The sequence below is a fragment of the Nonomuraea sp. NPDC001699 genome (assembly GCF_053596455.1).
The window spans coordinates 42,506-56,656 of the sequence record NZ_JBSFGF010000004.1 but is presented as its reverse complement, the minus strand read 5'-3'; the positions used below and the strand labels follow the sequence as shown (position 1 = coordinate 56,656).

The window sequence follows — 14,151 nt, the reverse complement described above, 5'->3', positions numbered from 1 at the left end:
TACCGTCAAGGTGCAGCGAATGCCCTCTGAGGCGGCAGCTCGTACAACTGCGATCGCAGAAAAAGCCGTGCCCCGGGCGGCATGCGGAGCAGAGGCGGACCCGGGGCGTACGAGCTACAGCATACCCCGAGGTGCCGCTACGAGTCAGCCGTGCTCTGGAGGGTTTCGCCATGCGTACTGACGTGCCTGGGTGGATCGAGCGAACGATCTCCGAGCCACGCTTCGCACCGTACCTTGCCGCGTTCAGCGGAGACAGTTCGCCTGCTTGGAATCTGTACCAGTGGAACGTCGAAGTGTCCGAAGCGTTCTACCAGCCGTTGCATTGGTTGGAGATCAGCCTGCGGAACGCCGAGCATCGTGAACTGTGCGAGAGGTTCGGGCGAGCCGACTGGTGGCACGTGGCTCCGTTGCAGGAGCATGACGCCGACAAGGTGCTCAGGGTGGAGAACGAGTTGCACCGCAGGAACAACCGTCGCCCCGGCGCGGACAACGTGGTCGCCGAGTTGTCGTTCGGCTTCTGGGTGTCGCTGTTGGGACGTCGGTATGACCGCCACTTGTGGGTGCCCGCTCTCCACCGCGCCTTCCCGCATTACAAGGGGGCCAGGGAGCCACTGCGTGACAACCTCCAGGCCATGCTGCTCCTGCGTAACCGGATCATGCATCACGAGCCCGTGCACCACCGGCATCTGGCTGCCGATCATGCCAAGATCTATCGCCTGCTCGGCCACGTCGAACCGAAGCTCGTCACATGGCTCCAAACCATCGACCGCCTGCCCGGCGTGCTGGCCCGCCGTCCGGAAGGCGCGCGGTGACGGCCGCACCCGACGGTTACGTGTCGCGGCCCGACATCGCTCGGCTCGCCCAGGTGAAGCGGCCGGCGGTGAGCAACTGGGAACGCCGTCACAAGGGGTTCCCCCAACCGGAGCGCATCGGCGGCGAGGACTACTTCCCTGTCGACTCGATCGCGTCCTGGCTCGACCACCGGCCGATCGCGGTCAATCGACTGCTGCCTGACGAACAGTTGGGAACCACCTTCGGCCAGCGCTTCCGGAGAAACCTTGCGGCGCCGAAGCCGGGTGGCACCGTGGATGCCCCACCCGCGCTGTCGGCCGCCGCTTCTCCGGTGACCCCCGAGGAGGACTTGTGGAGGGACCTGGAGCGCTTGCGCGGCGTCCGAGACGTGGGCTCTTACCGCAATCTGGTACTTGGCCTGATTTACGCGCGGGAACGCGACGGGGCCGGCTGGACAGCTGCATCTGGTGACAGAGGACGCGAGTCGGCGTGGGCCACCGACGCCCTGCGAAAGCTGGCATGGGAGATGGACGGCATGCTGCCCGACATCAAGCGCGGGCACAGGATGCTCGCCGAAGTCGCCGGCATCGTTGACAGGGCGGTCCGTACGATAGGCGCCGCCGAGGCCTTTCGCGTCTTCATGGATCGCTTCGCACTATGGGAAGGCAAGCGTAGCGGCGAATTTCACACACCACACTCTGTGGCGCGTGTCTTGGTCGACGTCACCGCAGCCGAGGCGCCGGCACAGGTCTATGACCCGAGCTGTGGATCCGGAGAGCTGCTTCTCGCGGCCGTCGAGCGCGCGCAGGAGACGGATCCCGAACAACAATTGACGATCCGTGGCGACACGCTCCAGCGGGACAGCCTGCCCCTGGCCCGGATGAACATGGAACTGCACGGCGTCGACGCCCGACTCGGCATCCAGACCCTGGAGGCGCTGTGCGACCCGGGGCCTCCTCATGAGCGCTTTTCCCACATCATCACAAACCCTCCCTTCAACGTCAGAAACTGGTGCGAAGACGATCCGGCGTACCGGCGGCCATGGCGCTACGGCCCCCCTCCACGCGGAAACGCGAATTTCGCCTGGTTGCAGTATGTGCTGGAACGCCTGTCGCCCGGCGGGAGAGCCGCGGTTCTCATGGTGCCCGGCACCGCCTTCTCCGAGAACCCACGCGAGCGCGCGATTCGCAAGGCTCTCGTGAACGACGGCATGGTGGAAGCACTCATCGCCCTGCCTCCACGCCTCTTCCCCACAACGGGCATCGGCGCCACCATCTGGGTGCTGGGCCGGGAGGAAAGGCCGCGACGGGAGGTTCTGTTCGTGGACGCGACGGCGATGGGGCGGCTCTCCCGCCGCAACCAACGTGAGCTGTCGAACGAGGATCACGAAGCGATCGCCGGCGTCCTCGCCGACTGGCGCGCGGAGAGGGCGCCGCGGCGCGAGGTGCCGCCCTCTTCGGCAGAGACCATCGAGGAGCTGGGGCGACAGAACTACAACCTCAATCCCAGCAGGTACGTCAGACCAGAGCTTCCAAGCCGTTCGGAGCACGGAGGGCAGGACGTCGAGACACTGCTCCGAGAACTGGACCAGTTGCATGTGGCAGCGGCGAAGGCGGACGCCGAAGCCGACCAGGCGTTGAAGAGACTCACATGGTGAGCGCGTTGATCGGTGAGTTGCCCGCCGGCTGGACCGAGACCAATCTCGCCGAGATCTGCGAACTCACGGCCGGTGCCGCGCTGCAGGAGAGCCCTGACGGGCGCACTACCGTGATCAAACCCAAGAATCTCGTCGGCGGTCGCATCACTGGAACCTTCGATCACGTGAGCGACGAGGAAAGCGGAAGGCTGGCCCGCTACCAGCTCAAGCCCGGAGACATCGCCTGTGTGCGAACCGGCGCGATCGGCCGGCACGCGTCGGCGACCTCGGAGCATGAGGGCTGGGTGTTCGGCACCGGCATCATCAGGATCCGTCCCGGTGGCGACGTGGACGCGCGCTACCTCGACTCCTACCTGAGCCATCCGGCTGTGCTGGACTGGTTGGAACGCAACGCGGTACGCAGCCCCATTCCCAATGTCAGCACCGGCGTCCTCGGCACCCTGCCTGTCGCGCTCGCCCCCTTCGAGGTCCAAAGCTCGATCGGCCGCACCCTCCACGTCCTGAACGAGAAGGTGGCGGCCCACGAACGGATCGCCAGGACCACCGCAGCTCTTCGGGACGCGACGATTCCGCTGTTGTTCTCCGGAACGGTCACGATCGCGGCCGAAGAGGAAAGTCCTCTCAGGTGAGGACGGCGGCGGTCATCGGGGTGTGCAGGGTCCAGCCGAGGGTTTCGTAAAGGGCCTGGCCCGCGGCGGTGGCGACCAGGATGCCGGTGCGGGCGCCACGGGACACGGCGGCGGCGGCGACCGCGTTCATGACGACCGTGCCGAGGCCGCGGCGCCGGTGCTCGGCGGCCGTCTCCACCTGGTCGACCACGGCGGCGCGGCCCGCGACGGCGAACTGGCCGCGCGCCGCCACCTCGCCCGCCGCCGTGAGCAGCCGGGCCACGGTCACCCCGGCCCTGGTGGTGACGGCCAGGGTGTAGCCCGCGGGGGCCTTCGGGGTGATGCGGGGCAGGGAAGCGGTGGTCATCATGTACTCCTGCTCCTGCACGGACCACTCCGGGGGCAGCGAGGGAGTGACCGACTCGGCCGGGGCGCAGAGCTTGAGCCAGGTGCCGGGGACGGTGAGCGTGCCGGTCAGGTGGGCCAGGATCTCCGGGGTCGGGGTGGCGACGATGTGCCGCGCCACGTGGCCGGGGAGGCCGACGTCCACTCTGAGGCCCCACGGTTCGGGGACGGGCCGCGGTGCGCTGCGGGAGATCGCCCAGCCGTCCACCCATGCCCGGACTGTTGCGGAATGGGCGTGTTTGAGAACCTCCGTCATGGGTTCCAGCTTATTGCAAGGTAGTTGCATTTATCGTGTAATAAGCGGCCGGAGGGTCCGCTTGGCGGCCTTCAGCCTTCGACCAGGGCGTAGCAGGATAAAAAGGACACGGCGTGGCACTGCCTCAGCTGGGCTCGCGCCGGGTAGTGTCCCCGGTGTGCGCGTTGAGATTCATGGTCACCGGGGAGCGCGGGGCCTGTGGCCGGAGAACACCCTGCCAGGGCTGAGCCGCACGATGGAGCTCGGCGTCCATGCGCTTGAGCTCGACGTCGCCCTCACCGCCGATCGCCGCCTCGTGCTCACGCACGACCTCACCGTGTCGGCCGTCACCAGTGCCGACCGCCGGCCGCTGCGGCAGGGCGATCCGCTCTTCCCGTACGTGGGCAAGCCGATCAACGCGCTCAGCCTCGCCCAGCTGCGTACGCTCGACGTGGGCGTACGCCTGCCGCGCCACCTCGACGACCCGTTCGCGCTCACCCAGGTCGCCATGCCGGAGACCAGGATGCCCACGCTCGGCGCGGTGCTCGGGCTGGTCAACGCCTACGAGGCCGAGCACGTACGGCTGCACGTCGAGCTCAAGTCCGACCCCACCAGGCCGGAGCTGACGGCCGACCCCGAGATGTTCACCGAGCTGGTGGTGGAGGAGCTCGACCGGCACGGCAGGCTGGGCAACGCCGCCGTCCTCAGCTTCGACTGGCGCGTCATCGGGCACGCGGCCCGGCTCGCCCCGGCGACCAGGCGGTTCGCGCTGATCGAGCTCGACACGCTCCACTGGCACGAGGGCGGGTTGGGCGACGACATCCCCGCCGCCGCCCGCGAGGCCGGCGCCACCACGCTCTCGCCCGAGCACGTGATGGTCGACGAGAAGCTGATGGCCCAGGCGGCCGCGGCGGACCTCGACGTGGCGGTCTGGACGGTCAACGACCAGGCCCTGGCCGGGCGGATGATCGACCTCGGCGTGGCCGGGATCGTGACCGACTATCCCGACCGCATGCGGGAGCTGTGGCGCGAGCGTGGCCTTGAGCTGCCGGAGGGGGTTCGGCCGCTCAAGCCCGTGAGCGTCTGAGCGCGGCTCGGAGCCGACCGTCGCGGCGGAAGCCGCGCGGAGTCGACCGTCGCGGCGAAAGCCGCTTCAGAGCCAGCCGTTGCGGCGGAAGCCGCGGTGCAGCAGCACGCAGGCCGTGATCATGACGGCCAGCACCGCCGGATAGCCCCAGACCTGCTTGGTCTCGGGCATGAAGTCGAAGTTCATGCCGTAGATGCCGGCGATCATCGTCGGTACGGCCAGGATGGCGACCCACGAAGAGATCTTGCGCATGTCCTCGTTGGCCAGGGCGTTCGAGCGGGCCAGCGCGGCCTGAAGGATCGAGCTGCACAGTTCGTTGGAGGCCTCGACCTGCTCGCAGACGCGTGACAGGTGGTCGCCGACGTCACGGAAGTACTCGCGCATCTCCGAGGGGATGACGCGGCGCTGCGGCAGCGCCGACAGCGGCGACTGCAACGGGGTGACGGCCCGCTTCATCTCCAGCATCTCCCGCTTGAGCTGGTAGATCCGGTTGATGTCGCGGGAGCTGACGTCGGCGAAGACGGTCGCCTCGACCTCTTCGAGCTCCAGCTGCATCAGGTCGGCCACCTGGAGGTACTGGTCGACGACGTGGTCGGCGATGGCGTGCAGCACGCCGGCCGGGCCGCGGTTCATCAGCTTGGGCTTGTCCTCAAGGCGCTCGCGGACCAGGGTGAGCGGGCAGTGCTCGCCGTGGCGCACGGTCACCACGAAGTCGACCCCGAGGAACACCATGATCTCGCCGGTCGCGATGATCTCGCTGTTGGCGGTCAGCTCGTCGTGGTCGAGGTAGGCGACCGTCTTCAGGACCATGAACAGCGACTCGCCGTAGCGCTCGACCTTGGGACGCTGGTGGGCCTTGACCGCGTCCTCGACGGCCAGGGGGTGCAGGCCGAAGACCTCCGACAGCCACTCCACCTCGGGCGCCTCGGGCTCGTGCAGGCCGACCCAGACGAACGCGTTCGCGCCGTCGGCCTTGTTGTTGTGCTCGCGTACGAGTTCGAGGGACTCGACGATGCCCGGGGCACAGACCTTCTTGCCCTGGATGTAGGCGCCGAATTCGACGATGGAGTCGACAGGGGGCACGCAGACCTCACGCGCCGGCTTGGCCGACGGACGTGCGACGTGCGGCTGAACAGGGTGACGGTTGATGCGACGGAAAAGCGTGGACGAGCGCATGGCAGTCCCTTTCCGCCCGACCTGGCACGCTCCACGCGCGATGAAAAGTCACCTCAATCGACACAAATGCGTGGAGGCACGATCAGGCTGCCGGATTGGAGTGGTCGGGGGTAACTGGGGCGTACGTGGGAGAGCACGTACTGCTGGGATCACCAGGATTCATCCCGGACCACCTCCAATCACAAGAGACGCCGCAAAGCCGCCTTAACCTACCACAGGCGGGTGAACCCAAACGACGATACTCGCCGGAGGGCTCTGGGATCAGGTAGAACCACACAAAGATGCGGACTTGTTCCGGCATCAGCGGTGCCCGCGAAGTCCCCGGGACGTGCCCGAGACCCGCGCCGGGCGGGGCGGCGGGGCCTGCGACAATGGGGCACGTGCGCGTTCTAGTCATTGGTTCCGGAGGGCGTGAGCACGCCCTGTGCCGTTCGCTCAAACTCGATCCCCAGGTCAGCGAGCTCCACTGTGCTCCCGGTAACGCGGGCATCGAAGGCGTCGCGACCGTTCATCCCGTCGATCCCGTCGATCCCGCGCAGGTGGCCGGGCTGGCCGCGCGGCTGGGGGCCGACCTCGTCGTGGTCGGGCCGGAGGCGCCGCTCGTCGCGGGCGTGGCCGACGCCGTGCGCGAGGCCGGCATCGCCTGTTTCGGGCCGACCCGCGAGGCGGCCATGCTCGAAGGCTCCAAGGCGTTCGCCAAGGAGATCATGAAGGCCGCCGACGTGCCGACCGCCCGGGCGCGCACGTGCGAGACCGAGGCCGAGGCCGCCGCGGCGCTCGACGAGTTCGGCGCCCCCTACGTCGTCAAGGACGACGGTCTGGCGGCGGGCAAGGGCGTGGTCGTCACGCGCGACCGCGACCAGGCGCTGGAGCACGCGCGGGCCTGCGAGCGGGTGGTGATCGAGGAGTTCCTCGACGGGCCCGAGGTGTCGCTGTTCGCGCTCTGCGACGGCAGCACGGCGGTGCCGCTCCAGCTCGCCCAGGACTTCAAGCGGGCCTACGACGGCGACGAGGGGCCCAACACCGGCGGCATGGGCGCGTACACGCCGCTTCCCTGGGCTCCGGAAGGGCTCACCGAGCAGGTCATGCGCGAGGTCGTGCATCCGACGATCGCCGAGCTGGGGCGGCGCGGGCTGCCGTACCAGGGGGTGCTCTACGTGGGGCTGGCCCTGACCTCGAAGGGGCCGAAGGTGGTCGAGTTCAACGCCCGCTTCGGCGACCCCGAGACGCAGGTGCTGCTCGACCGGCTGGAGACGCCGCTCGGCGGGCTGCTGATGGCGTGCGCGACCGGCGAGCTCGGCCTCGACCCGGTGTTCAAGGACGGCTCGGCGGTGACCGTGGTGATCGCGGCGGAGAACTACCCCGACGCGCCGGTGAAGGGCGACGTGATCACCGGCCTGGCCGAGACCGAGCACGCGTACGTCATCCACGCCGGCACCACGCGCGGCCCCGGCGGCGAGGTCGTCTCCAACGGCGGCCGCGTGCTGACCGTCGTCGGCAGCGGCCCCGACCAGGAGAGCGCCCGCCGCAACGCCTACGACCTCGTTGATCGCGTCAAGCTGCGCGGCTCGCACCACAGGACGGACATCGCCCGATGAAGCACCTGCACTCCGGCAAGGTACGCGACCTCTACGAGACCGACGAGGGCCTGCTGCTGATGGTCGCCTCCGACCGGATCTCGGCCTTCGACTACGTGCTGGAGCCGGACATCCCCGACAAGGGCGCCATCCTCACGCAGATGTCGCTGTGGTGGTTCGACCAGCTCAAGGACGTCGTGCCCAACCACATCGTGTCCGGGGGCGAGGAGGCGCGCAGCGTGGTGTGCAAGCCGCTGCGCATGGTCCAGGTGGAGTGCGTGGCCCGGGGCTACCTGACCGGCGGCGGCCTGTCGGAGTACCGCGCGACCGGCACGGTGTCCGGGGTGCCGCTGCCCGCCGGGCTGGAGGACGGTTCCCGGCTGCCGGAGCCGATCTTCACTCCCTCGTCCAAGGCCCCGCAGGGGGAGCACGACGAGCCGATCTCCTTCGAGCAGGTGGTCGCCGAGGTCGGCGCGGAGACCGCCGAGGAGCTGCGGCGCATCACCATCGACGTCTACACGCGCGGCGCGGAGATCGCCCGCGAGCGCGGCATCATCCTGGCCGACACCAAGATCGAGCTGGGCTGGGACGCCGACGGCGTGCTGACGCTGGGCGACGAGGTGCTGACCCCGGACTCGTCACGGTTCTGGCCGGCCGACGAGTGGAAGCCGGGCCGGGCGCAACCTTCTTTCGATAAGCAATATGTACGCGATTGGCTGCTCTCGCCCGAATCTGGATGGGACAAATCCTCCGGAAACCCCCCGCCTCGACTTCCCGACCATGTTGTCGAGCGCACGAGGCAGCGATACCTGGAAGCGTATGAGCGCATCACGGGGGCTTCCTTTAGCGGATGATTCGGCTGGGCCACCTGGTGTTAGCGACTACTGTTGGCCCGATCGAGCCTCACCGTTGATTTCAAGGAGCCGCACGAATGGTCCGTTACCGCGTGCGCGGTGGCAACGCACTGCGTGGAACCGCGTTCATCCAGGGCGCGAAGAACGCCGTGCTTCCCATGATCGGCGCGGCTCTGCTGGCCGCCAAGGGCCGTACGGTGCTGCGGAACGTGCCGATCATCGAGGACGTCCGGCGTGCCATCGAGCTGGCCGAGGCGATCGGCGCGTACGTGGAGCTGCACGAGTCCGAGCGCACGCTGGTCATCGACGCCTCCAGGCTGAGCAGCCCGGTGCTGCCCGCCGAGATCGCGCGCCGGTTCCGCGGCTCCGTGCTGTTCACCCCGGCGCTGCTCCACCGGCTGGGCGAGGCGATCGTCGAGGGCGTCGGCGGCTGCAACCTCGGCAGCCGCAACCTCGACTTCCACTACCTGGGCTACAAGCGGCTCGGCGCGGTCGTCGACGAGGGCGAGACCGTCATCCACGTCAAGGCCAGCGGCCTGACCGGCGCGACGCTCTACCTCGACACCCCCTCCCACACCGGCACCGAGAACCTGATCATGGCCGCCGCCCTGGCCAAGGGCACGACGGTGATCGAGAACGCGGCCCTTGAGCCCGAAGTGCTCGACGTCATCGACATGCTCACCAAGATGGGCGCGCGCATCAGCGGCGGCGGCACCGGGTTCATCACCGTCGAGGGCGTGGAGGAGCTGCACGCCGTCGAGCACACCGTGATGCCCGACCGGCTCGACGCGGGCGTGTTCGCGATGGCCGCGGCGATCACCGGCGGCGAGCTGAGCCTCGTGGGCACCGGCCTCGACCTGGGCGTCGTCCGCTACAAGCTGGAGCAGATGGGCGTCGACTTCGCCCGGCAGGGCGCGGTGCTGCACGTGCGGTGCGACCGCCCGCTGCGGCCCATCAACATCATCACCGACACCTACCCGGGGTTCGCGACCGACCTGCAGTCGCCGATGATGACCGTGGCCGCCCTGGCCGACGGCACCAGCTACATCCACGAGCGCATCTTCGACGGCCGCTTCGCCCTGGCCGGCGAGCTCAACAAGATGGGCGCCGACGTCGAGGTCGACGGCAGCCGGGCCGTCGTACGCGGCCGCACGCCGCTCACCGGCGCGCAAGTCACGGCGCACGATCTGCGCTCCGGTATCGCGCTCGTGCTCGCCGGTCTGGCGGCCGAAGGAGAGACCGTCATCGAGTCGGGATACCTCATCGATCGCGGCCACGCACATCTCGCGTCGCGAATGCGCGCGCTCGGCGCGGACATTACACGAGAGATTTCTGAGCGCTAAAAAAGATGAGAAAAACCGCGTTGAGCTGCTGAGACTTCTTGTCGGGCGGTCAACCAGAACGACTTTCCGGAAAAGTCGGGCGTGACATTACGGCCCCCGCGAGCGATCGTTCCAAAAGAGAGCACTGCAACGGACGGCAGGATGGGACGAACATTGGTCGAGAGGGCCGAAGAAACTCCCCGAGTGTCACGCCCGGGCGCCATGACACCGGACCTCACCATCGGCGTGGTCGGACCCCACGACCTGGTCGAGCGAGTCATGCTGATGGGTCACGCCGCGGCACCGCTGCCGTGTCGCCTGGTCGCGGCCGCGTACCGCGACGAACAGGAGGCGCCCGACAAGGTGACGCGGCTCGGTCCCGGTGTCGACGCATGTCTGTTCGCCAGCCCGGTCCCTTATGACCTGGCCAGGCGATCAGGCGTGCTGACGATGCCCGCGACCTACGTGCAACTTGGTGGAGCGGCATTGGTGGCGGCGCTGGCCAAGGCGGCGCTGGACACCCGGATGGACCCGCAACGGGTCAGCGTGGACGTGGTCAGCAGGGCGGACGTCGAGGAGGCGTACACCGACCTCGGCATACCGGCCACGGACGTGCACAGCCGCGACGAGCCCGGCGCCACGGGCACGATCGCGGCCTACCACGAACGGCTGGCCCGCCAGGGCGCCACCTCGGGAGCACTGACGTGCCTGCCCGCGGTGGCCGAACGCCTGCATGCCGCGGGCGTACCGGTCATCAGGATCAGGCCGACCTCGGCGGCGGTCCGGACGGCGCTGCACACCGCGGCGCTGCTCGGGGCGCATCACCGGCTGGAGGAGTCACAGCTCACCGTGGTGCTGGTGGAGGTGCCGACGCTGCGCGAGCCCGTGCGGCGCGCGGCGCCACGCTACTGGCGCGACGAGCTGCGGCTGTCGCTGCACCGGCTGCTGGTCCAGGAGGCGAACCGGATCAACGCGACCGTCTGGCCGATCGACGATCACAGTTACCTGGTCACCGCGACCAGGGGCTCGATCGCCGCGGCCACCGACGGGTTCAGGGTGTTGCCCTTCGCGGCCAGGATCCGGGACGAGCTGGGGCTGGCGGTCGAGGTGGGCGTCGGGATGGGGCGTACGACACACGACGCGGAGTCGCACGCGCGGGCCGCACTGGCCCGCACCCAGGCGGGCAAGCAGGCCCAGGGGTTCGCGGTGGACCGCGAGGGCCGGGCCCTCATCCCGGCCCCTCGGATGCCACCCACCGGGTCGAACGCGCTCAAACCGAAGGGCGTGGAGGTACTGGCCAGGCTGGCGGCCAAGCTCGAAGGCGGCGACACGGTGGTCGACGCCGAGGGCGCGGGCAAGATGCTCGGGGTGACGCCACGCACGGCTCGGCGGTTGCTGCGCACGCTGGTTGACGAGGGACTCGCGTGGCCGCTACCGCCGAACCGCACCCCGCAGCCGGGGCGTCCGCGTCAGCTCTACCGGCTCATCGTGGAGAAGCTCGGACCGCGGTGACCGTACGGGGCCCGTCGCCCCCTTTCCGGGGCGACGGGTGCCGAATTCTTGACCTCGGGAGTCAAAGGTACAGACAATCCTGTTGACTCTTGGGGACTTATTGGTTGACCCGAGTAGATCCGGGTATGTTCACAACGCCCCCGATCGACGGGATTCGGACGGGGGCGCCAAACTTTCCCCTCCCCTTCACGCGGAATACGTCTGCAAGGGGCTGTGGGCCACCTGACGGGGCTGATCAGCCGACCGACATGTCTGGATATAGCCGGTCGTTTCGGCTGGACTGGGGGCGCTTTCAGCAGGCGCACGCGATCCCGGACACCGGCGCCGTCAGCGCGTCGATCGGCCGCCGCGTGACGCCGGACGCGGTCTCGACCGGAAAACCCTCTCTTGCCCAGTACTCGAAGCCGCCGAGCATCTCCTTGACCGCGTACCCGAGCCTGGCGAACTCCAGGGCGGCCCGTGTGGCGCCGTTGCAGCCGGGGCCCCAGCAGTAGGTGACGACGGTGACACCCGCGGGGATCAGGCCGGCGGCCCCCGTGGCGATCTCCGCCGTGGGCAGGTGCACCGCCCCCTGGACGTGCCCCTGGTCCCAGCTCTCCCGGCTGCGGGAGTCGACGACCACCACGCCCGGCGCGCCGGCGGCCAGGTCGGCGGCCACGTCCGAGACGTCGGTCTCGAAGGACAGGCGGGCGGCGAAGTGGGCGAGGGCGGCGGCGTTGGGGGCGGCCGGGGTGGAGGTGACGGCTGACATCTACGACATATCCCTTCATTGCTGGACAGTCGCGATCGTCTCAGCCGGCCCGCCCTCCGCAACAGTGGCGCGAAAGCCGCCTATCGCTAATATCCCGCCAGGGTCCGAAGTCTGATACTCGCCGGTGTTATGTCCGAGTGGCCCGGTAAGGTCATGACCCATGAGTGCGAACACCACTGACAGCCGGGCTACCCTCCTGGTCTGGAGCGCCCTGGCGATCGTGTACGTGGTGTGGGGCTCGACCTACCTCGGCATCAGGATCGCCATCGAGACCATGCCCCCGATGCTGAGCGGCGCGCTGCGGTTCGTGACGGCCGCGCTGCTGCTGGGCGGCTTCCTGATGATCAGGAAGGGCCTTGAGCCGTTCCGGGTGTCGTGGCGGCAGTTCTGCGGGGCGGGGCTCGTCGGCCTGCTCCTGCTGACCAGCGGGAACGGCATGGTCGCCGTGGCCGAACAGCACATCTCCAGCGGCCTGGCCGCGCTGCTCGTGGCCTCCGTGCCGCTCTGGCTGGTCGTGTTCCGGATCATGGTCAGGGACCGGCCGGCCGTGCTGACGCTGGCGGGCGTGCTCGTCGGGTTCGGCGGCGTCGCCGCGCTGTCGGTGACCGGCGGCCAGTCGGTCGACACCACCGGGATCGTGGTGATCCTGGTCGCCTCGTTCTCGTGGTCGATCGGCTCGTTCCTGTCGGCGCGCATCCCCATGCCCGCCAACCCCTTCGCAGCGAGCACGATCGAGATGCTGGTCGGCGGCGCCGGCCTGGCCGTGACCGGCACCGCGCTCGGCGAACGGCTCGACCTGACGGCGATCTCCGGACGCTCCTGGATGGCGCTGGCCTACCTGGTGCTGGTCGGGTCGCTGGTCGGCTTCACCGCCTATACCTGGCTGCTGGGGAACGCGCCGATCTCGCTGGTGTCCACGTACGCGTACGTCAACCCGGTCGTCGCCGTGCTCCTCGGCGTGCTGATCGTGAACGAGCACGTCACCCCGCAGATCATCGCCGGGGGCGCGGTGATCCTGGTCGGCGTCGCCCTGGTGGTCTCCACCGAGCGACGCGCCAGGACCAGAGCCGCGGCCCTCGCCCAAGAGGTCAGCGCCTAACCGCGGAACTCCTTGGCCGCGGTGAGGAAGGCGTCGTTGGCCTCGGGGTCGCCGATGGAGACCCGGGCGCCCTCCCCCGCGAACGGCCGCACGGCCACGCCCTCCACCGCGCAGGCGGCGGCGAAGTCGAGGGTGCGCTCGCCGAGCCGCAGCCAGACGAAGTTCGCCTCGGTCGGCGGCACCGTCCAGCCCTGCTCGATCAGCGACTCGCGGACGCGGCTGCGCTCCTTGACCACCCGCTCGACCCGCTCCAGCAGCTCGTCCTCGGCCTTGAGGGAGGCGACGGCGGCGATCTGCGCGAGGTGGTTGACGGCGAACGGGATGATCGTCTTGCGGACGGCCGCCGCCACCGGCTCGGGCCCGATCAGGTAGCCGACCCGCAGGCCCGCCAGCCCGTACGCCTTGGAGAACGTGCGCAGGACGCAGACGTTCGGGCGGTCGCGGTAGAGCGTCAGGCCGTCGGGGACGTCCTCGTCGCGGACGTACTCGCGGTAGGCCTCGTCCAGCACCACGAGCACGTTCTCCGGCACGCGGTCGAGGAAGGACAGCAGCGCGTCGCGGCGGATCGCGGTGCCAGTGGGGTTGTTGGGGTTGCACACGAAGACCATGCGGGTACGGTCGTTGATCGCCTCCGCCATGGCGTCCAGGTCGTGGTCCTCGCCCGCGAGCGGCACCTGGACGGACGTCACCCCGGACAGGTCCGCCAGCAGCGGGTACGCCTCGAACGACCGCCACGCGTAGACGACCTCGACGCCGGGCTCGCCGACCGACTCGAACAACTGCTGGGCGACGGTGACCGAGCCCGCGCCGAGCGCGATGTGCTCGAACGGCACGTCGTACCGCTCGGCGATGGCCTCGGTCAGCTTGACCGCGCCGGGGTCGGGATAGCGGTTGATCTGACGGGCACCCTCGGCGACTGCCTCCACCACGGAGGGCAGCGGGTCGTAGGGGGATTCGTTCGAGGACAGCTTGTACGACCGGCCGTCGGCGGAGACCACGGCCTTGCCCGGCTTGTAGGGGGGCATGGTGTCCAGGATGTGGCGGAAACGAGGCATACAACTACCTTAGGCCAGGCG

The 14,151-nt window shown here is 69.1% G+C and carries 13 protein-coding genes; 9 read left to right on the top strand and 4 right to left on the bottom strand.

Annotated features, from left to right (window positions below):
• The first annotated feature begins 170 nt into the window (after positions 1 to 170).
• The 3 genes from ACWCSU_RS13605 to ACWCSU_RS13595 are packed head-to-tail and all read left to right on the top strand — an operon-like array spanning position 171 to position 3,078.
• The gene (locus ACWCSU_RS13605) at positions 171 to 812 is read left to right on the top strand and encodes a hypothetical protein (RefSeq protein WP_397036296.1); all 642 of its coding nucleotides are present in this window, start codon (positions 171 to 173) and stop codon (positions 810 to 812) included.
• Complete coding sequence (locus ACWCSU_RS13600; RefSeq protein WP_449935149.1) at positions 809 to 2,449, top strand: N-6 DNA methylase; 1,641 nt, start codon at positions 809 to 811, stop codon at positions 2,447 to 2,449. The genes ACWCSU_RS13605 and ACWCSU_RS13600 overlap by 4 nt, the downstream gene beginning before the upstream one ends.
• The gene (locus ACWCSU_RS13595) at positions 2,443 to 3,078 is read left to right on the top strand and encodes a restriction endonuclease subunit S (RefSeq protein ID WP_449935148.1); all 636 of its coding nucleotides are present in this window, start codon (positions 2,443 to 2,445) and stop codon (positions 3,076 to 3,078) included. Before ACWCSU_RS13600 ends, ACWCSU_RS13595 begins: the two co-directional genes overlap by 7 nt.
• On the opposite strand, the gene ACWCSU_RS13590 is transcribed toward ACWCSU_RS13595, so the two are convergent.
• Positions 3,071 to 3,718: a GNAT family N-acetyltransferase gene (locus ACWCSU_RS13590; protein ID WP_449935146.1), complete on the bottom strand. Its 648-nt coding sequence runs from the start codon at positions 3,716 to 3,718 to the stop codon at positions 3,071 to 3,073. The genes ACWCSU_RS13595 and ACWCSU_RS13590 overlap by 8 nt on opposite strands.
• A 157-nt stretch (positions 3,719 to 3,875) precedes the next feature.
• Here ACWCSU_RS13590 and ACWCSU_RS13585 point away from each other — a divergent pair, with 157 nt between their 5' ends.
• On the top strand, positions 3,876 to 4,784 hold the full coding sequence (locus ACWCSU_RS13585) for a glycerophosphodiester phosphodiesterase family protein (protein ID WP_449935144.1): 909 nt from the start codon (positions 3,876 to 3,878) through the stop codon (positions 4,782 to 4,784).
• 66 nt (positions 4,785 to 4,850) lie between these two features.
• Here ACWCSU_RS13585 and corA read toward each other — a convergent pair whose 3' ends face one another.
• Entirely contained in the window at positions 4,851 to 5,867 is a 1,017-nt protein-coding gene (gene corA / locus ACWCSU_RS13580) for a magnesium/cobalt transporter CorA (protein WP_357692817.1), read from the bottom strand.
• A gap of 473 nt (positions 5,868 to 6,340) precedes the next feature.
• On the opposite strand from corA, the gene purD reads away from it, so the two are divergent.
• The 4 genes from purD to ACWCSU_RS13560 all read left to right on the top strand — a co-directional run bounded on the left by purD (position 6,341) and on the right by ACWCSU_RS13560 (position 11,225).
• Positions 6,341 to 7,558 carry a phosphoribosylamine--glycine ligase gene (gene purD, locus ACWCSU_RS13575; RefSeq protein ID WP_449935142.1) on the top strand — a complete coding sequence of 406 codons (1,218 nt, stop codon included), beginning with the start codon at positions 6,341 to 6,343 and terminating at the stop codon, positions 7,556 to 7,558.
• Positions 7,555 to 8,391, top strand: coding sequence for a phosphoribosylaminoimidazolesuccinocarboxamide synthase (locus tag ACWCSU_RS13570; protein ID WP_357692821.1), 837 nt, complete (start codon positions 7,555 to 7,557; stop codon positions 8,389 to 8,391). The genes purD and ACWCSU_RS13570 overlap by 4 nt, the downstream gene beginning before the upstream one ends.
• Before the next feature lie 77 nt (positions 8,392 to 8,468).
• A complete protein-coding gene (murA, locus tag ACWCSU_RS13565; RefSeq protein ID WP_357692823.1) occupies positions 8,469 to 9,734 on the top strand; it encodes a UDP-N-acetylglucosamine 1-carboxyvinyltransferase in 1,266 nt (421 codons plus the stop codon).
• A gap of 201 nt (positions 9,735 to 9,935) precedes the next feature.
• A complete protein-coding gene (locus tag ACWCSU_RS13560) occupies positions 9,936 to 11,225 on the top strand; it encodes a GTP cyclohydrolase IIa (protein ID WP_357692825.1) in 1,290 nt (429 codons plus the stop codon).
• A 292-nt stretch (positions 11,226 to 11,517) separates the two neighbouring features.
• Here the strand turns inward: ACWCSU_RS13560 and ACWCSU_RS13555 are convergent, their stop codons facing one another.
• Positions 11,518 to 11,976: a rhodanese-like domain-containing protein gene (locus ACWCSU_RS13555; protein ID WP_357692827.1), complete on the bottom strand. Its 459-nt coding sequence runs from the start codon at positions 11,974 to 11,976 to the stop codon at positions 11,518 to 11,520.
• Positions 11,977 to 12,136: 160 nt separating this feature from the next.
• Here ACWCSU_RS13555 and ACWCSU_RS13550 point away from each other — a divergent pair, with 160 nt between their 5' ends.
• Positions 12,137 to 13,075, top strand: a complete 939-nt coding sequence (locus tag ACWCSU_RS13550) for an EamA family transporter (RefSeq protein WP_357692829.1) — start codon at positions 12,137 to 12,139, stop codon at positions 13,073 to 13,075.
• Here ACWCSU_RS13550 and hisC read toward each other — a convergent pair.
• On the bottom strand, positions 13,072 to 14,130 hold the full coding sequence (hisC, locus tag ACWCSU_RS13545) for a histidinol-phosphate transaminase (RefSeq protein WP_449935138.1): 1,059 nt from the start codon (positions 14,128 to 14,130) through the stop codon (positions 13,072 to 13,074). The genes ACWCSU_RS13550 and hisC overlap by 4 nt on opposite strands.
• Positions 14,131 to 14,151 lie beyond the last annotated feature (21 nt).